The organism is Levilinea saccharolytica (assembly GCF_001306035.1).
Lineage (GTDB): Bacteria > Chloroflexota > Anaerolineae > Anaerolineales > Anaerolineaceae > Levilinea > Levilinea saccharolytica.
On sequence record NZ_LGCM01000048.1, the window covers coordinates 1 to 23722 of the forward strand.

The window sequence follows — 23722 nt, forward strand, 5'->3', positions numbered from 1 at the left end:
AATGAGGCTTGGTGCATCACGTAGGGTTTGAATACGGGCGCTGTTGGTCTTCTTTTCATCCCCCTATTGAATCACGCTTGCTTTATTTTGGGAAGGGGCTGCCCATTGTTACTTTTTGGACAGCCCCTGTCTGCTTGAAAACCAAGAGATTAGTCTTCGACTTCTTCTTCTTTCTTGCCTTTTTCGATCACTTCGGGTTCGGCCATGGTGGCTTCGCCTTCAACGATCGTTTCTTCGGTAGTACCGCCAGTCACAACGACGATCATTTCGTCCTTGTCGGTGTGCACGATCACATTGGAGGCCAATTTGAGATCGCGGACATAAATCCCGTCGCCGATATTCTTGAGCTCGGAGATATCCACAACGACACGTTCGGGCAGATCCTGGGGCAAGCTTTCCACCTCGATCGACTCGAGGCCGTTGATGACCACACCGTTGTAGTCTTTAACCGCGGGGGCGACGCCGTGAATTTCAATGGCGACGGAGGCGCGGATTTTTTCGGTGAGGGACACAGCCAGGAAATCCACATGCAGAAGAGTGCCGCGGATATAGTTTTTCTGCTTTTCGCGAACCAGGGCGGCGTGCATCTGACCGTCCAGCTCAATGTTGACCAGGGAGGACGAGGTCAGCGTGGCGAGGGTGCGGCTGGCTTCGCGTTGATCCATGGTGATGGCGATGGGTTCCAGATGATGGCCGTAGATCACGCCAGGGAGCTTACCTTCGCGGCGCATAGCGCCCACTTTTTTGCCCGTCACGGTGCGGCGGGTGGCTTTGATAACTGCTTTTTCCATTTCATCCATCCTTCGAGCGCCTCTCACCTCGCATTGAGGTTACCTTCGCTCTCGTGAGAAAATTCCGGCAAAGCCGGGTGGTTTGGGTTGAGCGGCTGAGCCTGAACCGGCAGGAGGTCAGCACAAGGGTTGATTTTATCCTGAAAGGGGGAGAACGTCAACGGCCGGCGGTCAAATTTCACTGGAAGAACCGGCGATTAACTGCGCATAGTCATCCGGTGTGTCGATATCTTGAAATACCTGAGGGTCAGGCCAGGGAATTTTGCGGGGTGGGAAGTGGGTAAATAATTGGCGGCCGCCAGAATCACCTGTGAGGGCCATCAGGGCGGCAAATGTAGAGCGGTCAAAGAGGGTGGGATTACCTGGGCGGCCTTGAGCTTCGGGAAGCAGGATGGGATGGGGTGAGGCGGCCTGTTCCAGGAGAAGCAGATCAATCAATTCGACAGGAGTGCGCGGCTGGTCGCCCAGCAGAAAGACAGCGGCAGAGACATGGGCGGGCAGGGCCTGAACTGCGGCGCGGATGGAGGTTGCCTGCCCGGAAGCCCAATCGGGATTGGAGACAATTTGCACCGGGTAAGCGCACGCAGCCTGTTGAATTTGATGGGCATTAGCGCCCACCACAAGGAGAAGGGGACTGAGCCCGGCTTGGAGGGCGGTCTCGATGACATGATGCAGGATGGGTTTGCCTTGCCACGTTTGCAGCAGCTTGGGCGCACCGAAGCGGGAGGCTGCACCCGCGGCCAGGATGATGCCAGCGGTGGGCTTCCAGGATTCGATGACTTCCGTGCGGCCGCAAGGGAGGATGGGCGACGGCTGAAGGTGGGAGAGGTGGACGGCCTGATAGGTGGGGAGCAGTTGGCGGGCGATGCTGCGGCCGGCGTTCTGTTGGGAGGGTATTACGGCATGCGTCAGGACGGCCTGAGGGGTGATGTGGGCGGGGATATTCTTCAGGCCGCCAAAAGGGTGGAGGAAGGCATCGGCGATGTGCTCAGAGGCGATGGGGGCATTTTCCGGTAGGTGGGTGATCTGGGAGAAGCCCGTGGGGTTGTAGACAGATTCTTCGGATAAGGGTTTCCCAAGAGCCTTCAGGTTGGCAACGACGATGACGGCGTTGACGAAATTTGGAATGGGGGGCTCGTGCTCTTTAGGAGCTTTAAGCAGGCGTGTGCGCGCTCCGTCAGCTTCGATGAGCAGGGGAATGTGATTTTGTGCGGCAGATTCAGCCAAGCGCAACAGGAAGCTTTCGGGGACGCTCGCGACGCGCTCGCTCTGGGTGAGAGGGCCGGAAAACAGGGTGAGACGGCTTGAAAATTCACCAGCGTCAAGGTTCTGGGCAGGGTCGGTGACGATGACGTGCCTGTCGGACCAACTGCACTGTTCTTGGGAGAGATGAGCTGTGGTGGCTAGCCAAACGGGAGGCGAAAAGGAGCGAGCGAGGGAAAACAGCAGGGTTGTTTTGCCCCCTGCGCCGACGATTGCGGCGCAGGTTTCGCGAGTGAAATTCAAGGCGGTGAGGAGATTGGGCAATTGGATGACCTGGGTCTAAAAGATATGACTAATATACCATTGATTCCATGCGTTTTTCATTTGTCGGATTCAATCAATCACAGCTATAATGATAATGCGAGCAGTTGTATTCACACTGGGATTGGGCGTCTCTAGCGCGTAAGTGCCAGTAAACGACATGCCATAGAAGGAGAATAAAATGAAAGTCTTTGTAGACCCCGATATCTGCATGGGTTGCGGCGTGTGTGAGACCATCGCGCCTCTGGTTTTTGAATTGGGTGAGGATGGGATTGCAAAAGTGCTGGTGGACATCGTCCCGGTTGAATTGGAAGCGGACGTTCGCCAGGCGGTTGAAGAATGCCCCGAAGAGGCCATTTCGATTAAGTAACTGCTTGAAGTTTTTAAGGTTGAATCGCCCTGGGTGATCTGGGGCGATTTTGCTTTCTGCAAGTTGAATGGCTGCCAGGTCTGGACAGATCGGGCGCTGGGTGGTAAAATTTTGTCGTTGTTGGGGGTTCGTCTAACGGCAGGACAGCAGACTCTGGATCTGTTTGTGGAGGTTCGAATCCTTCACCCCCAGCCTAAAAAGCTCCTCTCTAGGGAGCTTTTTTTATTGGCTCGAATTGTCGGTTCGAACGCCATCGAGGCGCACGTCACTTCACCCCCAGCCTAAAAAGCTCCTCTCTAGGGAGCTTTTTTTATTGGCTCGAATTGTCGGTTCGAACGCCATCGAGGCGCACGTCCTTCACCCCCAGCCTAAAAAGCTCCTCTCTAGGGAGCTTTTTTTATTGGCTCGAATTGTCGGTTCGAACGCCATCGAGGCGCACGTCCTTCACCCCCAGCCTAAAAAGCTCCTCTCTAGGGAGCTTTTTTTATTGGCTCGAATTGTCGGTTCGAACGCCATCGAGGCGCACGTCCTTCACCCCCAGCCTAAAAAGCTCCTCTCTAGGGAGCTTTTTTTATTGGCTCGAATTGTCGGTTCGAACGCCATCGAGGCGCACGTCCTTCACCCCCAGCCTAAAAAGCTCCTCTCTAGGGAGCTTTTTTTTATTGGCTCGAATTGTCGGTTCGAACGCCATCGAGGCGCACGTCACTTCACCCCCAGCCTAAAAAGCTCCTCTCCAGGGAGCTTTTTTCTTTTTTTGGTTCGAACGCCATCGAGGCGCACGTCACTTCACCCCGAGTGGGTAGATTATTAAAACGGGCGTTGGCTGACTGCACCAACGCCCGAATGGCATTTGTTGAGAAGATCAGGGAGTCTGTGGCAGGCTGGTGAGTGGGGTGGGGAAGCGGGTGAAGCGGGTCTCGCTCTCATGGGCCAATTCAATGATGTGGTGCATGACGTTGTCTGCCACACTGCGCACATAGGGGCGGTTTTCCACATCGCCGCCGAAGAAAAGCGGCTTGCCGCAAGTGACATTGTAAGCGCCGCGCAAATACCAGCGTCCATACTCCACACGGCCGCGTACGGTGGACTTGATGGTATGAATCCGTTCGCGCTGCAGATGGATACCGACGGGCACAACGGGAGCTCCACTCATCACCGCCAGACGGGCGACACCGGTGCGGGCTTTTTGGAACCCGCCTTGCTCTGGGCTGAGGTCGCCTTCAGGAAAAATGATGATGGTGTGGCCCAGCTTGAGATGCTCCAGGGCAGCATCCAGAGCGGCTGGGCCGTTGCCAGCCTGAACGGGAATGTGGCCTGACCGGCGAAGATATTCCCCTAAGATAGGAACCTGAAATAATAGCTCATTGATTAAGATATAGGCCTGCTGACGAACCATGGCAGCCACAAAAAAGGGGTCGGTGGTGGTGGGATGATTGGCAGCGATTATCTTCGCGCCTGTGGGGAAAACTTCGTGCCGGCGAACATCCATCTTCAGCATGGTGCCTGCATAGGTTCCCACCACGGGGCGAGAGGCTAAATACAGTAATTTGGAAGTTATCATCGTCATCCTAACTCTATGGGTTGATTCGGTTTTTTGATCTACCACACAGCAACTATATCGGTTTTATCTTTTGCACGTACCTGCGCTCAGGCATACTGTGGGGTGAAATGGGGCATAGATTTTTGTGCCCAGGGGGGACAAGTCACAGTGCCAGTATGACTGATAAAACCCCGAATCCCCAACAGAAGTTACGCTGCTGGGGACATTTGCATTTCTGTAATCTTGGAGGGAAAGCTGGTTCAGGAAACAAGGCGCGCGGCGTAATCCATCAAAGACAGCGCATCCAGATCACCGGTGACGGCAAAAGCGCTTCTGGCCTGGTCGGGCCAAAGGCTAAAGCGAATCAGGGGTGAACCAGAAGCCTCAATCTCAGCGGCAATGGATTCCAACTCAGGGGCGGTAACGGAAGCCTGCGGCGCGAGGTAGTAGACATAGGCGTTGGGGTCGAGGGAGTTCTCGGTGATGAAACCGCGCTCGTGCAGCCAGCGAAGCGCCTCTGGGGAAAAATCGGGGTGAACCCCAAGCCAGGGACGTTTTTCGATTGAGGCGGGCAGGGTAAGGCTGCGAGATTCCAGCAGGTGATCGGGCCCGTACCAGGGGCGGGCATGGATTGTGGGGATGCCGCGGATGAGGACGGCAGCGCGGGGGGAAGCCTGAAACGAAATAGTGATGTTGCCCTGGGGGGCGGCGGTAATTTGCGCGGAGAATCCGTCTTTTTCTCGCCACCAAGCGCTGATGTCACACAGGCGGGCCAGCCAGACTTTGGGGGTGAGATTGGAGACGGACTGCAATAGATTCTCCAATGCGGGCGCAAATTGATCCGCCAGTTCAGGGTGTGTGAGCAGGGTGAAAAGCTCGCCGCTGCGGTGGGTGCGCTGGAGGGTTTCCACCCAAAATTGGGCGATCTGCTCTTGACTGAATTTTAGGCCGTCCTGCAATTGGAGATCGTCAGGGACAAAGAGGGGGATTTCGATTAGATTCTCGAGCCGATAGGGAATAGACATCATGGTATCGGCAGAAGCCGGTGCGTAAAACTGGTTTATGGTATTGAAGACGCCGCTGTCCTGCTCGGATATGGTCGGTAAGAACGGCGCGAGAGAGACAGCCTGGTTGCTGGAATATTCAAACCACTGCGGCGGCAGAGCAGCGAGCAATTCCGGCCGCCAGCTGAGATAGGGGCAGCGAAAGCCGCTGGATTGGATGCCGTGGCGTTCGAAAGCTTTCAGGGCGGCGTCCAACTCATCCAAAGCTGTTTCCAGGGGGCAGGTGCGCAGATCAATGTGGTGGTAGCTGTGCACGCAGATTTCGGCCCCCAGGGATTGGAGTTTTTGGATAAACCGCGGGTAGCGGTCCACCACCTGGCCGGGAGTGGGATAGGAGGGCGCACAGCCGTAGCGCTGCATGAGGCGGACACTTTCCTCGATCCTTCTTTGGGCAAGCCCAGGGGTCAGGCCGTACCTTTGAAGCAAATGCAGGCCGCGTTTGAGGACGAAACCGCCGCCGCGTTTGGCATACCACTTTTTCCAATCCATGAGAGCCTCACAGGGGTTAATGCCGCGTTGAGCGGGAATTTGTATTGAGACGATCAAAGGCTTTTTGCGCCAAACCCAGCGTGAAGCGAAAGCCCGGGCGCCAATCATCGCGGTCGTAGATGGCGGACATTTTCTTGCCGCGGATGGAACGCAGCCAGGCCGCAGCGGTCAGCTTGTGCTGCTTGCGGTAATCCCAGGCGGCGCGCAGATCACGCTGCCAGTCAATCCAGATGAGGCCGTCCTGGTATTCGAAACGGGGAGGAACGGGCTGCCCGGTGGCGTCGCAGTAGGACAGATAGGGGAGATCCACACCGCAGAGCACGCTCAGGCCGTCCCACATGCCAAAGCGGGTATTCACCTCGATGAGCTTATAGAGGCCATCGCGCGGGTCTTTCTTAAATTCTATGCCGCCGTGACCTTGATAACGCGCCTTCTGCAGAAAAGAAATTCCCAGGTCAATCAGTTCGGGATCGTGAATGGTGCGGACATAACTGGCGGAACCAAATCCGGTGGGGATGATGCGGTGCTTGCGTCCAGCGATGTAGCCGAGGGGCTGTGATTGACGGTTGAAGTACACGGCGAGATAGACCAAAGCCTCGTCCTCTCCGGGGATGACCTCCTGGACGATCATGCGGTCATCGTGAGCGGCGATGGTCTGGTAGGCTTCAATCAGGGATTTTTCATCCGGGCAGTAGATCACTTTGGCGCGCCCAGCAAAAAAGCCGCGGCGGAGCAGGCGTGTGATGGCTTCGGTGTGCCAGTAGGTGCTTTCTGTGGGCTTGAGGATGGCTGGGAACTGAAGCTGACGGCATAGGCTGTGCAGATGCTCCAGATTTTCAATAAAATAAGAGGCCGGGGCGGGGACATTAAACTGGCGCGCCAAGCGCAGCAGACCATCTTTGGTGGCAAAGTCCTCCATGGTTTGATGATCGGGCATGACGAAATCGAAATAAGGCTGCAGATCGCTGCGGTATTGGGAAGCGACCAGGGCATGACGGTCGCTGAGCGGATAAAGAACGGTACGAGCAGATTGCTGCTGACCAAATTGAATCAGGGATTGGACAAAGAGGTGCTCATCTTCGACTTCTGGATCGGCTCCGGGGACAAAATGGATATATTTGGAATAACAGCCCGGAGATTTGGCGTTGGCGTCCATCCCATACACAGTGACGCCTTTGCGGCCTAAGGAGCGGGCGATATCTAACCCCATGTGTTCGTCGACAGGGGTAATGAGAACCGGCTGCTGCGGATTCATGCGGCCTCCTTTTCATGGGCGGAACTTTGCGGTGAGGATGACTGCGGGGGGTGCGGCGCGCTCGAGCCAGGGCGGGCTGAATAGAGCCAGCGGCGAAGAAATTCGTAGGCGGTCTGACTGAGGGCCAGGCGCACAGGATGGTTCTTGTACACGTAGCGCCCAAAATCCACCAGTTGGCCGCCAAACTTGGCTTTGAAATCGCGCACGCCGTAGGGTTCACCGGGTTTGCCTGCACCGCCGAAGTCGTAGAGAGCGTAGCCGTTTTCTGCCCCCCATTTCAGGATGTTCCAGGTGAGAATTTCATTGGGAATGTAGGCGCTGAATTCGCGCTGGGTACCGCCGTACCAGCCAAAGACCCTGTCTTTGTACAGTAATTCAACGGACACGGCCGCAACGGTGTGATTCACAAGGGCCTGAGTAAACCGAACCATCTTCAGGGGGGCGAGAATGTCGAAGGCGGCGTAGAACAGGGAGATATCGGCCAGGGGAACACTGCGAGCCTGGTAGGTCAGTTTTAACACCCGATACCATTCGGGAATTTGATCGCGCCTGTGTAATTCCTCTATGCTGACGCGGTTCTTCTTCATTTCCTGGCGCAGGTTTTTTTGGGTACGTTTGCCAATCTGGCTGAAGATCTCCTCCGGCGGACGGTTTAGATCTACGAGATAGTCGAGATGATCTTCATACATAAAACCGTTGGACTCCAGAACGGAGCGTTGGCCGGTTTGCTGGCGTAAGTTGCGCAATTCGGTGTAGAGGACGGCCGGGGACGCGTTTCTACGATAATGGCGCAGAAGTTCATCCAGGGCGGCGTACCCCTGGGGATCGGGCTGGCACAGGGCGCTGCCGTAAACGACGGCGCGGGTGGTGAAGTGGCGCGCGGGACCTGGATACAGACTCAGCTCCACGGGGAGGAATAAGGCCAGAATCTGGGCGTCCTGCTGCGCGGCCCACAGACGCGGGGTGTGGTTTTTGGCAGCAGCGTACACCTGAAACATCTGCGGGGTGTGAAAGATATTGCCCTGCGGATGCTGCAAGACAAAATCCTGCCACAGGCCCTGGGGGAGCGACTGCCGGATTTGGAGAGACGCTGCGGGCATAAGCCTAGACCTCACAAGCGGAAATCATAGATCCCGTCCACGATTGGGTACGCACGTTGACAGCTCGGACAAACGAGGCTCTGATCAGCCTCATCGAGGGAGGAGTGACACTGCGGGCAGGCAAAGATCGCGGATGAGACCGCCGGGGAGGGTGAAGAACCGGCGGTGGGGTTTTTGTGTGCGCTGCAGAACATCCAGGGGGCCAGGTGGGTCCAGCCAAAGAAGGGTGCCCAAAAGAGGCCCATAGGTACCAGGCGCCAAAACCGGCCAGTGTAATTGGCGAGCTTATCCATCACGCCTGCGCCTAATTCGGTGTGGTATTTGAAGTTGGCCTTGCGCAGCGAGCGGCGGATGAATTGGGGATGATGGGCGAGCAAATGGATATTGGCAACCGAGGGGGCGGTATCGAAGGGGCAGAATTTCACACGGCCGGTGAGCCATTTCCAAATGATCATGGGGCTGAGCTTGTTGTTATAAGTGAACAAGAACAGACTGTTGTCCTGCTGCACGCGGTTGAATTCGGCGAAGCTGGCGTCCACATCGCTGAGATGGTGGAGCACGCGGATGAGAAGGACGGCATCGAACGCTGCGGGCATAAATGGGAGCTTCATAGCATCCGCAGCCACATAGACGGCGCGGTTTTGGGTGTGCTCCTGCGCCTGTTTCAGCAGCGAAACTGAGCCGTCTAGAAGGACGACCTGTTCAAAGCGGTCTATGTAGCAGGGGGCCAGGCGCGCATACCCGCAGCCGATGTCTAAGATGCGCTGCCCGCGGGCGGGCAAGAGGCGGGTGACCAGGGCATGTTCCAGTTCGTCCAGCTTGATTTTCTGCTGGCCTTTCCAGTAGTCCTGATATTCAATGTTTTCGTAGATCGCATACTCTTTTTTGTTAGGATCCACTTCAAGCGGCAGGCCCATAAGATCTCCTTAGGGGAAGCGTTAGAGGACAACTTTTCGGAATTTTTCTCGCCCAGCGGGCGCTGGCCCTTTGCGGAAGCAAATGATGGGTTCAGAGGCATAGGTGGGTGGGAAAATGTTGTAATAGAGGCTCATCACGGATTGGATGCCCAGCGCGGCGAGGCGGTTCTTCTGCGACAGTTCGCGGAAACGGGCGCTGCCGGCTGGTTTGGCGATGTACGCGGCAATGGGGGTAAAGCCAAAGGAGGCCACGAAGGACAGCAGGGTTTTATAGGTGAAATAGCGCACGTGAGCATAAAACTCATAACGCGTGTCGGGATCACCCAGGGGATCGTGGTAACTTTGACCGGTGAACAGCACCCTGCCGACGTACTCTGGGGCGGCGTAGTTGGGGGTGGAGATGTACAGGTAACCGTTAGGCTCCAGCAAGCGGTATATTTGTTGGATGAAGTAATCTACATGTATGAGATGCTCGATCGTGACCAGGGAGACGATAGCGTCAAAGGATGCGTCGGGGAAAGGATAGGGTTGGGTGTCGTCATCCAGGTCAAATGAGACCGTCTCCAGGCCGATTTTGCGCAGCGCATTCACGCAGGTGGGGGTGATGTCGTTGCAGATAATGTTCGCGGGATAAAGATCGCGGATGCGCTGAGCCGCGCAGCCCATTCCGGCTGAGATGTCCATGACACGCTTGTGTTGGCGGTCTTCGAACACGGCTGGGAACACACGGTGGCGCTCTTTGAACCAGGGATAATCCTCGATACCGGTCATGCCTTCGAGACGTTTTTCTTCAATTGCAACCGCTGTTTTCATAGGTCATCTCCTGTCATTAAAAAGGTGTCATTCCTATCTTAAGACCGCACGATCTTCGTGCCGAGGTTAAGGCAGGGTTTGGGTTTGTTTGGACAGCCAGAGCTGGAGGTAAAAATCCTCCAACTGCTCCGTGAGCAGCTGCCAATCCAGTTTTTCTTCCGCCAGCTTGCGCGCTGCCTGACCCATTTGGGCGGCAAGGTCTGGGTTTTGATAGATTTGCAGAATTTTGGCCGCAAAATCCGCTGGATCCCAGGCGGCCAGGCTGCCGATGGAGTGTTCTTCCAGCAAGGTTTTGACATCTCCCACGGGGTTCGCCACGATGGGGCGGCCAGCACAGAGGTAATCACCGATTTTGTTGGGCCAGCGACCTACGTTATAGACTTTGTCGGGGAAGGGCAGGATAAATAGATCGGCACAGCCCAGATAAACGGGCAGGTCTTCAAAAGAAACATAACCAGTGAGGAAGACGTTTTCGGAAACGCCGTACTCCTGGGCCAAGCCTTGAACCAGGGTGCCGGGCTTACCCGTGATCATGAGTTTGGCATCGGGGAGGGTTTTCTTGATCTCGGCGATCACTTTGATGATCATCTCCAATTCGTAATGGGCAACGATGCTGGAAAAGCCTACGATGAGTGATGAGGAGGTCACCCCAACGCGTTGACGGCACTCTTGAACCGGCCAGCAGGGATAATCCTGGGGGGTGGCTCCGCCGGAGATAACCCGTATGCGGTCGGGGGGCATGCCGAGCTGCACGGCGCGCTGTTTTAGGGCGGTGGAGATGACGGTGAGCCCGTCCGCGCGGCAGCGAAAGGCTTCTTCGTAATGGGTTTCCAGGCCCTCAAAGAGCCAGCGGTACCAACGCGGGCGGTTCTCTGAGATGATGCCGCCGCGGCCCCACCAGTCATTCCAATCGGTGAGAAAGAGGGCTGGGCGGCGGCGAAGCTGCCGCAAGGCGGGGTAGATGGACACGGGGCGGGTTTCAAAGGTGTGGACAATGTCGTACTGGCCGGAGTCGCGGTCCATAAAGCGCAGGCGATTGAACAGGTTCCAGAGATCCCAGCCCGTGCGCATTTTTCCGGTGAACAAATCCGGCGATTCGATCATGCGCACGCCGTCTTCACTATCCACGGACATGCCCGTTTTGCGCTCTTCGGCGGTGGACAGAAGGGTGACTTTGTGGCCGCGCTTCACCAGGTTCTTGGCCATAATCAACGAGCGGGCGTAGGTGCGCGACCGGCGGAGGTGGGAGATCATGAGGACTTTGAAGGGTGAGATCATCGGGTTGTCCTGGGCGGAAATTGGGCGGCAGGTTGGGATGAGCCGCTTGGAGAGGCTGCGGCGCGATAGAGCCGGTCGTAGCTGCTGAGCATCTGCTGCAAGTTGAAGTGTTGTTCGACATAAGCGCGCCCACTGTGAGCAAAACCAGCGGCTTGATCAGGCTGGTCGGCCATTTGGATCAGGGCGGCGGTAAGGGCCTGGGGCGACCCGGCAGGGATGAGAAGTCCGTTGCGATTCTGATCGAGGACTTCGGCTGTGCCGCCAACATCGGTGGCGATGACGGTTTTTCCGGCAGCCAGGGCTTCGAGCAGGCTGAGGGAGAGGCCTTCGTTTACAGAAGGCTGAACGAATATATCCAGACCGGCGAGCATGCGGGGGATATCCTGGATAAAGCCCAACCAGAGGACGGAATTGGCGATTTGCAGGGATTGGGCCAGGGCTTGCAGCGTGGGACGCTGATCGCCATCGCCCGCCAGAATCAGAACAGAATCGGGGTGGGCTTGATGGAAGGCGGCAAAGCTGGTGAGCAGGATATCCAAGCGTTTGGCCTGCACGATGCGGCCCATGAAACCGACGGCCAGGGTTGTGGGAGCGATACCCCAGGCGGCGCGGCAGTCGGCACGCACATGGGGGCAGAAGTAATCCTGAGTGCGGATGGCGTTGCGGATGGTAGTGACTTTGGTCTCTTGAATACCGGGGAGGGCCAGAATCTGCGCACGCATAAAGTCGCTGACCGCAACCAGATGGTTGGGCAGGTAGAGCGCCAGCCGATCTGCGGCGGCATAGAAGAGGCCGTGACGTCTTTCAGAGGGGCGGGTCAAAATATGTTTGGTGGCGATGTGGAAGGGAGGTTCTTTTTGGCCGGCACAGGCGCGCGCCCCCAGTAGGATGGATTTGATGGTGTGGGTATGGAGGATATCTGCGGGGTGCTGCTGGAGGTAGCGGCGAATGAAGGCAGTGGGAGACAAGACGGCATTTTCGGGCAAGGAAAGGTCCACGGCGACCGCCCCGGCTTTTTTAAACTCTGGCAGCAGCGTGCCGCCGGTGAGGCCCAAAACGTGCCAATGGTATTCCTGTGTGCCCAGGTGGGTGACAAAGTTTAAGATAATGCGCTCGATGCTGGCATCGGCGAAACCGTTGATGAGGTGAAGTACGGTGATGGGCTGCATGCTAACTGTCTTTGTCCGCCGTGGGCGAGGCTTGTTGGATGACTTCGTACTGCATGGGAAAGTCCTCTGGCCTCTGAGGAGTGATAAAGAAACCGCGTACGGTCCCCGCCGTGACAAGGGTGCGCTGCACCAGGCTGTAGACCATGCGGTAGAGGCTTTTCTTGCGGAGAGCGTCGGCGATGAGCACAAGGATTACAAGCCCCAGCCAGGCTAGAAACCAGCCTGCCTGGCGGGTGATGAGTGATGTGGCGAAGGTGGCTGCGCCGAGGGCAAGCACCAGCAAGGGGGCGCAGCCGTAGCCGCGTTCCCAAAAATACGGCCAAAAGTATTCTGTACCAAGCTTGTTCCGTAAATTTTGTCCGAAACCCATGTATAGACGGCGGCGCCAGCGCCCGATCATGGTGGAAATTTTGTCGGTGGGATCGCTGAAGTGGTACACCATTGGACGATCCAGCATGATGACCTGGTAACCTTTTTGACGAATACGGATGCAAAGCTCGGGCTCGCCTTCGCTTTTCAGCCAGGGGTTAAAGGTGCCGATTTTGTCTAAAACAGCTCGGCGGTACATGCCGGCGCCACCGATGAAGGGAAGAGGGATTTGGGCGGGGTCGGTGGGCAGCAAAGATTCATCTTCCACGACGGTATCCGAATTTTTGGGGACGTCCACCGTGGCGCCAGTGATGACGGCGACCTGCGGTTGGGCAGCGAAGACGGCCAGGGCTTGCTCCACCCAACCACGAGAGAGCTGCATATCACCATCCAGGAACAATAAATAATCCCCCTGGCTGACGGAGTGACCGATGTAGCGGCCAATATTGGGTGTGAGTCGAGCACCAGGGAGAAAACGCAGGATGTTAATGGGGTACCGTCTGGCAATTTCCACGGTGGAATCGGTGGAGAGGGAATCCAGCAGGGTGATTTGCGTGTTGGGAAAGCCGGCCGTCTCTTGGAGAACTGATTCGATCAGACGAGCAATATTCCAACTTTGGTTGCGACATATCATGATGACGGAAATCATGGGGCTGCCTCCGATGAATCCAGGTGGGTGCGGTTTTGGTAACTGACTGCAGTGATGATTCCAGCGATGAGCCAATACAATTCCATCAAAACGCGTCCGTGGAAACTTTCAACCAGCATATGGGCGGTGTGGCCGATGAGGGCAACCATGAGGCCAAGAGCAACCGCGCCGAACAAGACGTCTTTGTGGCGCCAGGCAGCCCACCCTCGCTGGATGAGGTAGATGTGAAAGGCGATGAAGGTGAGCAGACCGCCTGGTCCGATCTCCGCCCAGACGCGTACGAAGTCATTGTGTACCACGGTGAGATACACCGAGCGGTTGTAATTGGCATAGTACGAGAGCATGACCAGGGCGTAATTGTTGAGACCGACTCCTAAGATAGGGTGATCACGGATCATGCGAAAGGCAATATCCATCAGGTACAGGCGCGTTTCAGCAGAGCCAGCATCGAAACCGGTGATGCGGCTGGTGATGAGGTCTTGAAACAGCAGGAGCAAAGCCAGGATAAACATGCCCAAGAGCAAAATTTTTGCAGAAACCCGCCGGAAATACAAAATGATGAACAAGAATAGGAACATGGCGATGGCGAAAGACACCCAACCCCCGCGGGAAAGGGTGAGGAAAAGAGCAACCACGCCAAAGACGAAGCCGGTCAGGGAGAGCGTGATCAGGATGGGCTTATGCTGGCGGACGAGAAGGAAATAACTGGAGCAAAGCGGCAGGAGCATACTGAGGTAGGTGGAGGCGGTGTTTGGCCCACCTAAGGTGCCGCCGACCCGCAGGTCAGGATCCACACGGGCGTTAAAGCCCGCAAATGAGAAGCTTTGGCCGTAGATTCGCAAGCCAATCATGAGCAGACTTTCCAGGGTGATGCCCAGAAAGAGGAAGAAGAGGATGTAGTTGAGATCAGCGGATGTTTTGATATTCGCGACGAGGTAGATGTAAAGGAGCAGAGATTGGATGAGCAGGAAGAGCGAGTAGACGCTCATCATAGGCGATTCGGCGGCCAGGATGGAGAGGAGGTTGAACACGATCCACAGAATGGGAAGCCATAAGGCAGATTTGGGAAAAAGGGGCAAGGCAGGTGCTGAGTTGGCTTTGGAAGCGGACTTCATCAGCCAAATGAGGTACAGCACCGGCAGACAGAGGGTGGTGAGGGAAATGTTGTAGCCGGTGATGGCACCCACACTGGCGAAAAATGGATCGTAGAGGGGGTTGAAATCCAGGGCAAAAGGTACGTCTAACAGGATGATAGCCAGGAGAACGCGTTCGGCCTGACCGGTGATGGCGATCAGCGCGGCGAGACCTACCATGCCAACCGAATAAACGGCATAATCCATGGAGATATATCCCAGGAGGGCAGATGCGGTGCCTGCGGCTAACCCCGCTGCCAGACTGAGCAGGAAGATGGTCTTAAAATTCCAGGTGAGCGCGCGCCGCAGACCCCAGGTGGGTTTAACTGGGGTTGGAGCGGGAGGGATGGCGGGGACTTTCACCGGGGCGCGCACAAGAATCTATCCTTATGAACCGGTTTGTTGGGTGAGTAGATCGAGAAAGGCATCGGCCAGGGGGTACTGCGGTTGGCGGAATTCATTGGCCACCTGCCAGGCGTTCTGCTGCATGGTTTGGCGAAGGGATGCATCCTCGAGTAAATCATTCACGCGCCGAGCGAAGAGGACCGTATCAAAACGAGGGATGAGAAAGCCGTTGTGCTGGTCGCGCAAATAATCACGCACCCCGCCGCAGTCAAAGGCTACCAGGGGCAGGCTGGCGAATACGGCTTCGAGGCCCACTTTGGCCAGACCCTCATGGCGAGAGGGGATAACCATCAGGTGGGCGGCCTGCATGTGGGTGAGAAGCTGATCCTGGGGGCGGTAGCCCAGAATTTGGAAATTGGCTTGCAGGTGGTTTTGGGAAATCAGATCTTCCAGGGCCTGGCGGTCGGAGCCTTCACCGATAATTTCAAAGACAACTTCGGGATGTGCGGAAACCACCGAGCGGGCAATCTCGATGAGAAAATCAAGACCCTTTTGCTGAAGGTCGAGCCGGCCCACAAACAAAATTTTCGGTGAGGAGACAGTGCGGCTGGGTTCGGATTCCGAAGGTGGGCAGAAGAAGCGATCCTCATAGACCTGCGAGAAGACCAGGGTTTTCTCCTTTGAAATGCCTTCTTGCTCAATTTCGGACTTGATGTAGTGAGAGTAAGAGAGAATGCGTTGGGTTTTGGCGCTGCGCAAAACCAGGCGGGTGATGGCATGGTGTAGGCGGGCGGCAAAGCCTTTCTTATAGGTGATAGAAAACGAGTCGACCATGAGGGGAACGAAAGTGGATCCTGAAATAATTGCGTATAGCCACGGAATCAACAACAGGTAACCCGGGCCGATACAAACCATGAGGTGCGGTTGGAAGGCGGACAGACGCGGCAGGATGCGCAGTTCAGCCCAAAACTTCAAAAAGCGCTGGGCCAGCAGACTTATGGAGGGGGCAAAGGCCAAAATTTCGATAAAACGCATGCCGGCGATGGTTTCTTCGGCGTTCTGCAAGGCACGGCTGATGACATGCAGCCGAGCGCCCGCGGCCTGGCTGGCTTTGATGGCTGCGCCGGTCACCGATTCGCCGCTGTCATAAAGATATCCTTCCACAGGCAAGTGGAGGCTTAGCCGGGCTTCGCGGATGCAGTTCCCGGGCTTGATCAAAGCGAAACGCAAGGGTGAATTGACGTTTACTGCAGACTCTGGTGTCATCATTAAACATAGCCTCTGTTCAAAGTCATTTGGGTACGGTTAAGGTTTAGGTGAAGGCGCATTGACGGGTTGGGGAGCCGGCGGTGCATTTTTTCGCCTTTTTTCGCGAATTCGCGGAAGCAGCAAGTCCAGAAAGGCCTGGGTGATGATGGGATCCAACAGCAAAACCGTTCCGAGGTAAAGCAGACCCGAAAACGCGGCGGTGATCAAGAGCACGAAAATCGGATGCAGCACGGCGGAGAAGGCGTTAGTGAACAGGTACACCGCCAGGTAAACCACGACCGCCAGGCCGGCGTAAATACCAAATTGACGGGCAACCGCTTTTACCTGGAGCTCGGGGAACCGGCGTGTTACCAGGAGAAAGGTGATGATGAAGGTGCCAGCAGCCTGAAGGGGAAAGGCCATCGCCAAGCCGATGTAGCCCAGGTTCCGGGAAAGGAACCAGGCCAAGAAAGCGTAGGGCAGGATCATGAACGAGTTGACGATGGAAAATGTGCGCGTGTCTTTGACGGAATAGAATGCGCGGCTGTTGATATTGTTCAACATGCGAAAAAGCACGTCCCCTAAGAGAACCAACCAGACCACCCGCGAGACGGAAAGGGTGACAGCGCGGGTAAATTCGCCTCGCTCAAATAAGAGAGAAAGGAGCGGCGTGGCGGCGGCGCTGAGATAAGCCACGGCGGGCAGGGCGGTGGCCAGGGTGAGGTGGAAGCCAAACTCAATTTGACGGGTTAGCCCAGTTTCACCCTGAGAGGCGAGGGCGCGCGACATGGCTGGTAGGATGGCCGAGGCGATGCCGGAGGCCAGGATGGCAACCAGCAGGGAAGATAATTTGGAGGCGTACCCGATGTAGGATAGGTCGCCGTCGGGAAGCCAGGAGGCGAAAAAGCGTTCGATGACCTGCCAGCTTTGGATGACCAGGCCAAAAAGCACCAGAGGAAGCATGAGCTGAAACAGCTCGCGAACGCGGGCATCGCTAAGGGGGATGATTTTCTTCCAGCGGTGCTTGAGGACAGGCAGAAGGGGGACGGCTGCCGTCAGCGCTGCGGAGAGGAGGTTGCCCCAGGCCAAAGCCAGGCTTCCTAAGGATGGGTAGAAGAGGAGCAGAACAGCGACGTTCCCCAGCGAGCCAGCGGCTGTGGCGGCGGCTGGCCAGAAGAAGCGGTTGCGGGCATTTTGGACGCCCTCAGCCAGGAGGCGAAGACCACCCAAAGGGAGGGTGAAGATGGTGATGGAAAGGATCTGTGCCGCTGTGTGCATTTTTTCGGGAGGCAGGCTAGGAGCAGTAATGGAGAGGATGGGGTCAGCAAAGACCGCCACCAAAAAGGCCAGCCCGCCCAGCCCCAGGGTGGTGACCCAGAAAAAGGTGCCCACCAGCCCCCAGGCATCTTCACTGCGGCCGGCGGCATCTTCATGAATGAAAGCGGGGACTACCACAAAAGAGAGGCCGTTCACCAAAACGAACAGCAGGTAAGCTGGGATAACCAGGGCAGTCAGGAATGCATCCATTTCTGCGCCCGCGCCAAAGTAGGCGGCAATAACCACCTGGCTGAGCAGATTGGCTGCCAGCGAGACGGAGCCGCCTAGCATCACTTTTAGCACGGATTTGGATACTGCGCTGCCCTGGTTTTTCATCATCAGATACCGGCTGCTATGTGCTGGAAGCGGGGCCGTTCTTCACGAAGGCCTTGATCGTGTCGCACACATAGGCAACCGCTTCAGGGCTGATTTCGGGGTACATAGGAAGCGACAATATCTGACTGGCATAGCTTTCAGAGACCGGGAAGCTGCCGACGGGGTATCCTAAATCCTGGAAAGCGGGCTGCATGTGGATGGGGGTGGGATAGTGAATCCCAGTTCCAATTCCAGCTTCGTTCAGCACCTGAATGAGGGCCTCGCGGTGGTGAACGCGCACGACGTACAAGTGGAAGACGTGTTCCACCTGAGGGGCAGTTTGGGGTGTGACCACGGCTGCGCCAGCTAATAACTGATTGTACAGGGCGGCGCTCTGGCGGCGGGCAGCGTTCCATTGATCCAGGTGGGGGAGCTTCACCAGCAGGATCGAGGCTTGCAGGGTATCCAGACGGTGGTTAAAGCCTTTCAGGGTGTGAAGGTTCTTGGCCGATTGGCCCACGTTCCGCAGCCAGATAATTTTTTCTGCCAGGTCGGCGCGGCGGGTGACGGCCATGCCACCATCCCCGTATGCGCCGAGATTTTTAGCCGGATAGAAGCTGAATGCGGCGGCATCCCCCAGGCTACCGGTGCGCTTGCCTTTGTAACGCGCGCCGTGAGCCTGGCAGGCATCTTCGACGACCAAAAGGTTGTGGCGGCGAGCAATTTCCAGAATGGGATCCATATCTGCAGGCTGGCCAAAGAGGTGAACAGGGATGACCGCGCGCGTGGCGGGGGTGATGGCGGCTTCCAGCAAGGCCGGGTTAAGAGTGTAGGTGGCCGGGTCGGCATCTACCAACACGGGGCGCGCGCCACAGCTCCAAATGGCCAAGGCGGTAGCCATGAAGGTGTTGGCAGCGGTGATAACTTCATCGCCGGGGCCGATATCCGTTGCGCGGAGGATCAATTCCAGAGCTGAATATCCCGAATCCAAGCCGACGGCATAAGGGGCTTCACAGTATGCGGCGAAGTTATCTTCCAAATCCTTGACCGCCTGTCCCAAAATGTAGTCGCATTTATTCAGCACACGGTGCACGGCTGCATCTACGTCTTCCTGAATGGAATGATAGTTGGCTGAAAGATCAACGAATGGGACTTTCATGGTTCGGAACTCCTTTCTACGTGATTGGGCTTTTTGATTATGAGTTTTTTAAGCTTGCCAACATTCAGCCACGCCGGAAGGGTGGGCCAATGCACCAGAAGGCGACGGGATGGTTTCTTGTGGTAATAACCATGAGCGCGATCTACGGGGACGTAAGTGGCGATGCTGCCGATGATTTTGGCGTCCACGTTCTCCAGCTGAGTAAAAGACGTGCGTAAGGCGGGGGAAGTGGTTTCACCGAGTTTAGCGAGGATGACCACGCCGTCGGCCAACTGGGCCAGGATGCTGGTTTCGGCTACCGCCAGCGAAGGCGTGTCGATTAGGATGAAGTCGTAACGTTTTTTGAGCTGAATTAAGATGCGCTCAAGATTTGGGTCTTGAAAAACATCCAATGGATCGGACTGGAGCAGGCCGGCGGGAATAAAATCCATTCCTGGGCGCGCATCTTTCTGTATGACGTGATCCAGATTGGCTTCTTCCGAGAGGAGGTTGACCAAACCCGGGTAGAGGGGGCTTTTGAACAAATCATGCTGTTTGGGCAAGCGCACATCGGAATCGATTACAAGTATTTTCTGTTTGAGTTTGGCCAGGCTGGTAGCGGTGGCAAAAACGGTGGTGGACTTGCCTTCGCCGGTGCTGGCGCTGGTGAACAGGATGGTTTTGATATTTCTTGAACGGGCGTCGGTGACCAGGTGCCCGCGGAGAGTCCAGAAGGCTTTCTGCACAGCGGTGTCGCTGCTGGCCAAGGGGTCTGATTTGTCCGCAGTCCGAAGGGCAGGGATTTGGCCAATCATTCGACAGCCGCAGAGATTCTGGACCTGCTCTACGGTTTGAATGCGGGTGTCTAGAGATTCCACCAGAAATGCCAGGATGATGCCGACCAGCAGGCCGATAGCAGCGCCGAGGGCCAAGACCAGCAATTTACCGGGGCCTGTGGGTTCGGTGGGGGTAACGGCAGGGTTCACGACCAACAAATCCTGCGAATTCTGCAGCAGGGCGCTGGAGGTTCGGGCTGCATCGTATTCTGCCAGGAGGTTGTTGTATGCCTGCTCTTTGGTTTGGATGGTTTGTCGGGTGATGGAAAGCCGTTCAGCGGTTTCTACCGATTTCGGCATCCATTCCTGATACTGCGCGCTGAGGTCGGCAAGCTCAGTTTCAAGGGTCGAAATTTCCGCAGAAAGCAATTCTTTGGTTTGCCGAGCCTGATCTTTTTGATAGGCGAGCAGTCCCGTGATTTCGTTGATAGACGCTTGGTCAAATTGCTGCTTCAGAGTTTGGTAGGCATCCTCTTTCATCTTAATAGAACGATCGAGGACTGCGATTTGGGCAGAAATTTTGGTGGATTCTTCCAACAGGGTTTCGTAATCGGTATTGGCCTGAGCGATCTCGCTTTTGTAATCTGCCAGGCGGTCGGTCAGGATGGTGAGGTTGTTTGCGGCGGCAGATTCGTTGACCTGAGTGCGGGTGTTGGTGGAAACGATGATCTCGGCCAGCAAATTGGCGGCTTTCGCGGCCAACGCCGGATCCTGATCTTTGACCGTGATTTGGATGAGCTCAGAATCCGGGACGATCAGCACTTCAACATCGAGAAGCTTGCTGACGCCTAGCTGGGCTTTGAGCTCATCCAGGACTTTTTCACTGGTGGAAATGCGCGCGTAGGTGTTCATCAGGCGGTTGGCATAGTAGGTTTCATACTGTACATAGCTGAGGTTACCGCTGAGAGGCGTTTTGACCCGCAAGCTGACATTGGCCTGATAGGTGGGCGGGATGAGGGTGCTGACAAAGTAAGCCGTGACAGTAGTGATGACAAACACGACCAGCACAACCCACAAGCGTCGGGTGAGAATGTTGAGGTAGCCGCGCAGTTCCATGAGGTATCCTTCCTAGATTACGGCTGTGAATCGACAACCGGCCGAGGAATTTTTCGCAAAACGCGAGCGGGAACACCAGCGGCAACCGTCCAGGGGGGGACGTCTTTGGTGACCACGCTGCCTGCGCCAATGACGGCGCCTTCACCGACGGTGACGCCGCACAGGATGGTGGCGTTGCTGCCGATGGAGGCGCCTTGACGAATGGTGGTGGGAATGCAGACCCAATCTTGTTCCGTTTGGGGTGAGCCGTCCTCGGTGGTGGCGCGGGGGTATTTGTCATTAATAAACATGACCCCGTGGCCGATGAAGACGTTATCTTCGACGGTGACGCCTTCACAGATGAAGGTGTGGCTGGAAACTTTCACGCGTTTTCCAATGACGACCCCTTTTTGAATCTCCACAAAGGTGCCAATGCGGCTTTCATCGCCGATTCTGCAGCCGTAGAGGTTGACGAAGGCGTAAATTCGCACGTTCTGCCCCAACTGAACGTCGGCGCTGATGCGTGAAAATTCGGGGGCTACCATACAATCGTCTCCTGGTGGGCGCCGTTCATCAGAGATCGCTCCGCGGCTTCCAATATCTTGATCACGCGAAGGCCGTCTTCGCCGCTGGTCCAGGGGTCGTTCCCTTCGCGGACGCATTCCAGGAAGTGGGTACATTCCTGTCGAAGCGGTTCGGTAAGGCGGATGTTCGGAATGATGAGGTCACCATAACGGTAGGAGCATTGAAAATCCGCGTAGGTATTGGGGTAAGGATGGACATCAACACCTTTATCGTAGATGCGGATTTTTTCGTTGGCTTCGATGTCGTTGTAAACCACCATTTTCTTGCTGCCGACCACGGTGACGCGGCGAACCTTGCAGGGGTCAATCCAGCTGGTGTGAATGTGGGCGACCAGGCCGTTGGGGAAGAGCAGATTCATGTAGACCACGTCGTACAGGTTCTGGAAAATGCACTTGATGCCGTAAGCAGAAACCGAGATGGGCACCATATCCAGAATGTACATGAGGATGGAGACGTCGTGGGGAGCCAGGTCCCACATGACATTCAGCTCGGGGCGGAAGAGACCCAAATTGAGGCGAGCAGTATCGATGTAATACACATCGCCGATATCCCCGCTTTTGATCATGGTCTTCAGGGCGTGGACGGCGCTGTTGTATTCAAAAGTGTGGCCCACCATGAGGATTTTTTGATGCTTTTTGGCAATCTGCATCAGTTCTTCGGCTTCGCGGCTGGTGCGAGTCATGGGCTTTTCGACCAGAACATGCAGGCCGTTTTCAAAGCACTCCTTGGCGATAGCAAAATGGGTTTCAGGGGGTGTAGCGATGACCACAGCGTCGAGACCTTGAGAGAACAAGTCGTGATAATCCGCAGTGGTTTGCACGCCCGGATAACTTTTATGGACAAAATCAAGGCGGTCCTGTTTAATGTCGGCGACCATCTTGACATTTGAGGACGGGATTTCCATAAAGTTCCTGAGCAAATTGGGACCCCAATAGCCACAGCCAATCACACCGATCTGTGTTACGTCCATTTTTCCCTCCTTAGCTAATATGCGCCGGATCGTTTGAGCACTTCTAAAGGCGTTTTGAATAGAATTTTTAAATCCATGGATAGATTCTGGTTCTGGATGTAAGCGATATCCAGGCGAACCATGTCGTCAAAGTCAGCTGAGCTTCTGGCGGTGACCTGCCATAGCCCTGTCAGCCCAGGCTTGGTCAAGAGTCTCTGCATGTGCCATGGCTGGTAAAGTTCCACTTCGTAAGGAATGGCGGGGCGAGGCCCCACCAGGCTCATATCCCCCAGCAAGACGTTGAAGAACTGAGGGAGTTCGTCCATGCTCCACATGCGCAGATATTTTCCGACACGAGTAACGCGCGGGTCATGGACCAGTTTTTTTGCGGTTGTTTTTTCACCCTGGATTTGGTCTATTTGCTGTTGGTCATTTTGGATGAGAGCAGCCACATAGGCCTGATGAAGGGCGGGATCCGCTTTGTGAATCATGGTGCGGAATTTGTAGCAGTTGAAGCGAGTGGGCGCCCAAAGCCAACGGCCCTGGCATCGGATTCTTTTTGCACCTACGCGTGGTTGAACAAAAAACACTGGACCTTTTGAGTCAATTACAACCCAAAGGGCGATAATGGCCAGAAGTGGAGAGCTAAAGATCAACGCCAATGCAGCCCCTACGACGTCGATCACCCGTTTGAGAGCCCAATACGTAAGTGGCAATTGCGCGGAAGCGGTTTCGTGTGGAAGCGCGGTGATGATTTCAGCCTCTGCGCATTGTTTATCGAGATATGTCGTGCCCATGAACCCCTCCCAGGATTGCTATGGTTAGCCAATCTCTCATAGATTCATTAATTAATTGACTTTCTGCAGGCCGCATTGAAATGGGCGCTGATGTGCAGAAATAAACAGGCGATACTGAGGTGAGCCTCCTTTCTCGGCTAATTGGTTGCGCGATGCGTGAAAGCACGTCCACTGCAAGGTGATGGGGAGTGAAGCGGGTCAATGAAACGGCATGATGATTTCCCCTTTCTTTGGGTGCGGCAAAAATATGAAAGAAAAATCAACCGGCGGCGATGAGTTCTCTTCGCCGCCCAAAGCGATTAAACAAAAATCGGCCACAAACGTGGCCGGTTTCGCATTTTGCTCGTCGAAGGGGTTCATGCGCTCAGGCGCATTCTGCGACCAATTTATTCCTTCGAGTCAACACATCCACAGGTTAACAGACTATGTAATTTTTTAGTATTAAAGTCAACTATATTCTGTTCTCTTTATAGCATAAAGAATCTGACTAGTCAATAAGGGGAATCCTAATTTTCCTTGTTTTAAGGCAGAATAGGTGATAATTAAGATCAAAATAAGGTAAAAACAATATTACCAAATTGAAACCCCCCCAGACTTGACACCCCCACGATGGGGGATTTATAATATATCAAGCACATTAATTGGTCTTAATCTAAGAAATTGTAGTTCGGGAGGGTGGGATGCGCCGTGTCAATC

General features: G+C 55.5%; 22 protein-coding genes and 1 tRNA gene. 3 read left to right on the top strand and 20 right to left on the bottom strand.

Going from position 1 to position 23722, the window contains the following annotated elements; translation table 11 throughout:
* Positions 1-149: 149 nt before the first annotated feature.
* Both ADN01_RS14430 and yqeC read right to left on the bottom strand, forming a co-directional pair.
* Positions 150-791: a 50S ribosomal protein L25 gene (locus ADN01_RS14430; protein ID WP_160318434.1), complete on the bottom strand. Its 642-nt coding sequence runs from the start codon at positions 789-791 to the stop codon at positions 150-152.
* Positions 792-962: 171 nt separating this feature from the next.
* The gene (gene yqeC, locus ADN01_RS18855) at positions 963-2318 is read right to left on the bottom strand and encodes a selenium cofactor biosynthesis protein YqeC (RefSeq protein WP_062418378.1); all 1356 of its coding nucleotides are present in this window, start codon (positions 2316-2318) and stop codon (positions 963-965) included.
* Between the two features lie 178 nt (positions 2319-2496).
* On the opposite strand from yqeC, the gene ADN01_RS14445 reads away from it, so the two are divergent.
* From ADN01_RS14445 to ADN01_RS14455, 3 genes are all read left to right on the top strand, one after another.
* Entirely contained in the window at positions 2497-2685 is a 189-nt protein-coding gene (locus ADN01_RS14445; RefSeq protein ID WP_062418379.1) for a ferredoxin, read from the top strand.
* Between the two features lie 121 nt (positions 2686-2806).
* A tRNA-Gln gene (locus tag ADN01_RS14450) sits at positions 2807-2877 on the top strand.
* Between the two features lie 121 nt (positions 2878-2998).
* On the top strand, positions 2999-3496 hold the full coding sequence (locus tag ADN01_RS14455) for a hypothetical protein (RefSeq protein WP_075071226.1): 498 nt from the start codon (positions 2999-3001) through the stop codon (positions 3494-3496).
* A gap of 51 nt (positions 3497-3547) precedes the next feature.
* Here ADN01_RS14455 and ADN01_RS14460 read toward each other — a convergent pair whose 3' ends face one another.
* From ADN01_RS14460 to ADN01_RS19705, 18 genes are all read right to left on the bottom strand, one after another.
* A complete protein-coding gene (locus ADN01_RS14460; protein ID WP_062418381.1) occupies positions 3548-4246 on the bottom strand; it encodes a lysophospholipid acyltransferase family protein in 699 nt (232 codons plus the stop codon).
* A 239-nt stretch (positions 4247-4485) separates the two neighbouring features.
* Positions 4486-5778: a polysaccharide deacetylase family protein gene (locus tag ADN01_RS14465; RefSeq protein ID WP_062418382.1), complete on the bottom strand. Its 1293-nt coding sequence runs from the start codon at positions 5776-5778 to the stop codon at positions 4486-4488.
* Between the two features lie 16 nt (positions 5779-5794).
* Positions 5795-7033: a carboxylate--amine ligase gene (locus tag ADN01_RS14470; RefSeq protein ID WP_062418383.1), complete on the bottom strand. Its 1239-nt coding sequence runs from the start codon at positions 7031-7033 to the stop codon at positions 5795-5797.
* Complete coding sequence (locus tag ADN01_RS14475; RefSeq protein ID WP_062418384.1) at positions 7030-8133, bottom strand: lipid II:glycine glycyltransferase FemX; 1104 nt, start codon at positions 8131-8133, stop codon at positions 7030-7032. Before ADN01_RS14475 ends, ADN01_RS14470 begins: the two co-directional genes overlap by 4 nt.
* A gap of 11 nt (positions 8134-8144) precedes the next feature.
* Positions 8145-9050, bottom strand: coding sequence for a methyltransferase domain-containing protein (locus ADN01_RS14480; protein WP_062418385.1), 906 nt, complete (start codon positions 9048-9050; stop codon positions 8145-8147).
* A gap of 21 nt (positions 9051-9071) precedes the next feature.
* Positions 9072-9863 (bottom strand): class I SAM-dependent methyltransferase, encoded by a 792-nt coding sequence (locus tag ADN01_RS14485; protein WP_062418386.1) that lies wholly within the window; start codon positions 9861-9863, stop codon positions 9072-9074.
* Positions 9864-9929: 66 nt separating this feature from the next.
* A complete protein-coding gene (locus ADN01_RS14490) occupies positions 9930-11117 on the bottom strand; it encodes a glycosyltransferase family 4 protein (RefSeq protein WP_161542520.1) in 1188 nt (395 codons plus the stop codon).
* 20 nt (positions 11118-11137) lie between these two features.
* Entirely contained in the window at positions 11138-12310 is a 1173-nt protein-coding gene (locus tag ADN01_RS14495; RefSeq protein WP_062418388.1) for a glycosyltransferase, read from the bottom strand.
* A 1-nt stretch (position 12311) separates the two neighbouring features.
* The gene (locus ADN01_RS14500) at positions 12312-13313 is read right to left on the bottom strand and encodes a glycosyltransferase (RefSeq protein ID WP_161542521.1); all 1002 of its coding nucleotides are present in this window, start codon (positions 13311-13313) and stop codon (positions 12312-12314) included.
* An 11-nt stretch (positions 13314-13324) separates the two neighbouring features.
* Positions 13325-14836 carry an O-antigen ligase family protein gene (locus ADN01_RS14505; RefSeq protein WP_062418390.1) on the bottom strand — a complete coding sequence of 504 codons (1512 nt, stop codon included), beginning with the start codon at positions 14834-14836 and terminating at the stop codon, positions 13325-13327.
* 12 nt (positions 14837-14848) lie between these two features.
* Positions 14849-15970: a glycosyltransferase family 4 protein gene (locus tag ADN01_RS14510; RefSeq protein WP_160318436.1), complete on the bottom strand. Its 1122-nt coding sequence runs from the start codon at positions 15968-15970 to the stop codon at positions 14849-14851.
* Positions 15971-16111: 141 nt separating this feature from the next.
* Positions 16112-17710: a murein biosynthesis integral membrane protein MurJ gene (murJ, locus tag ADN01_RS14515; RefSeq protein WP_062418392.1), complete on the bottom strand. Its 1599-nt coding sequence runs from the start codon at positions 17708-17710 to the stop codon at positions 16112-16114.
* Positions 17711-17723: 13 nt separating this feature from the next.
* Positions 17724-18845 carry a DegT/DnrJ/EryC1/StrS family aminotransferase gene (locus ADN01_RS14520; protein WP_062418393.1) on the bottom strand — a complete coding sequence of 374 codons (1122 nt, stop codon included), beginning with the start codon at positions 18843-18845 and terminating at the stop codon, positions 17724-17726.
* Complete coding sequence (locus tag ADN01_RS14525; RefSeq protein WP_062418394.1) at positions 18842-20716, bottom strand: polysaccharide biosynthesis tyrosine autokinase; 1875 nt, start codon at positions 20714-20716, stop codon at positions 18842-18844. The genes ADN01_RS14520 and ADN01_RS14525 overlap by 4 nt, the downstream gene beginning before the upstream one ends.
* Positions 20717-20733: 17 nt before the next feature.
* Positions 20734-21240, bottom strand: a complete 507-nt coding sequence (locus ADN01_RS20240; protein ID WP_062418395.1) for an acyltransferase — start codon at positions 21238-21240, stop codon at positions 20734-20736.
* A complete protein-coding gene (locus ADN01_RS14535; protein WP_062418396.1) occupies positions 21234-22250 on the bottom strand; it encodes a Gfo/Idh/MocA family protein in 1017 nt (338 codons plus the stop codon). The genes ADN01_RS20240 and ADN01_RS14535 overlap by 7 nt, the downstream gene beginning before the upstream one ends.
* A gap of 14 nt (positions 22251-22264) precedes the next feature.
* The gene (locus tag ADN01_RS14540) at positions 22265-23026 is read right to left on the bottom strand and encodes a sugar transferase (RefSeq protein WP_062418397.1); all 762 of its coding nucleotides are present in this window, start codon (positions 23024-23026) and stop codon (positions 22265-22267) included.
* 198 nt (positions 23027-23224) lie between these two features.
* A complete protein-coding gene (locus tag ADN01_RS19705; protein WP_160318437.1) occupies positions 23225-23386 on the bottom strand; it encodes a hypothetical protein in 162 nt (53 codons plus the stop codon).
* Between the last annotated feature and the right edge of the window lie 336 nt (positions 23387-23722).

Excerpts from the sequence above, each read along its gene's own strand:
- ADN01_RS14475 (WP_062418384.1), bottom strand. The coding sequence starts at position 8,133 with ATGCCCGCAGCGTCTCTCCAAATCCGGCAGTCGCTCCCCCAGGGCCTG.
- ADN01_RS14500 (WP_161542521.1), bottom strand. The coding sequence starts at position 13,313 with ATGATATGTCGCAACCAAAGTTGGAATATTGCTCGTCTGATCGAATCA.
- ADN01_RS14525 (WP_062418394.1), bottom strand. The coding sequence starts at position 20,716 with ATGGAACTGCGCGGCTACCTCAACATTCTCACCCGACGCTTGTGGGTT.
- ADN01_RS14480 (WP_062418385.1), bottom strand. The coding sequence starts at position 9,050 with ATGGGCCTGCCGCTTGAAGTGGATCCTAACAAAAAAGAGTATGCGATC.
- ADN01_RS14540 (WP_062418397.1), bottom strand. The coding sequence starts at position 23,026 with ATGGGCACGACATATCTCGATAAACAATGCGCAGAGGCTGAAATCATC.
- ADN01_RS14495 (WP_062418388.1), bottom strand. The coding sequence starts at position 12,310 with ATGCAGCCCATCACCGTACTTCACCTCATCAACGGTTTCGCCGATGCC.
- ADN01_RS14535 (WP_062418396.1), bottom strand. The coding sequence starts at position 22,250 with ATGGACGTAACACAGATCGGTGTGATTGGCTGTGGCTATTGGGGTCCC.
- ADN01_RS14470 (WP_062418383.1), bottom strand. The coding sequence starts at position 7,033 with ATGAATCCGCAGCAGCCGGTTCTCATTACCCCTGTCGACGAACACATG.
- ADN01_RS14465 (WP_062418382.1), bottom strand. The coding sequence starts at position 5,778 with ATGGATTGGAAAAAGTGGTATGCCAAACGCGGCGGCGGTTTCGTCCTC.
- murJ (WP_062418392.1), bottom strand. The coding sequence starts at position 17,710 with ATGATGAAAAACCAGGGCAGCGCAGTATCCAAATCCGTGCTAAAAGTG.
- ADN01_RS14460 (WP_062418381.1), bottom strand. The coding sequence starts at position 4,246 with ATGATAACTTCCAAATTACTGTATTTAGCCTCTCGCCCCGTGGTGGGA.
- ADN01_RS14485 (WP_062418386.1), bottom strand. The coding sequence starts at position 9,863 with ATGAAAACAGCGGTTGCAATTGAAGAAAAACGTCTCGAAGGCATGACC.
- ADN01_RS14490 (WP_161542520.1), bottom strand. The coding sequence starts at position 11,117 with ATGATCTCCCACCTCCGCCGGTCGCGCACCTACGCCCGCTCGTTGATT.
- ADN01_RS14430 (WP_160318434.1), bottom strand. The coding sequence starts at position 791 with ATGGAAAAAGCAGTTATCAAAGCCACCCGCCGCACCGTGACGGGCAAA.
- ADN01_RS14520 (WP_062418393.1), bottom strand. The coding sequence starts at position 18,845 with ATGAAAGTCCCATTCGTTGATCTTTCAGCCAACTATCATTCCATTCAG.
- ADN01_RS19705 (WP_160318437.1), bottom strand. The coding sequence starts at position 23,386 with ATGAACCCCTTCGACGAGCAAAATGCGAAACCGGCCACGTTTGTGGCC.
- ADN01_RS14445 (WP_062418379.1), top strand. The coding sequence starts at position 2,497 with ATGAAAGTCTTTGTAGACCCCGATATCTGCATGGGTTGCGGCGTGTGT.
- ADN01_RS20240 (WP_062418395.1), bottom strand. The coding sequence starts at position 21,240 with ATGGTAGCCCCCGAATTTTCACGCATCAGCGCCGACGTTCAGTTGGGG.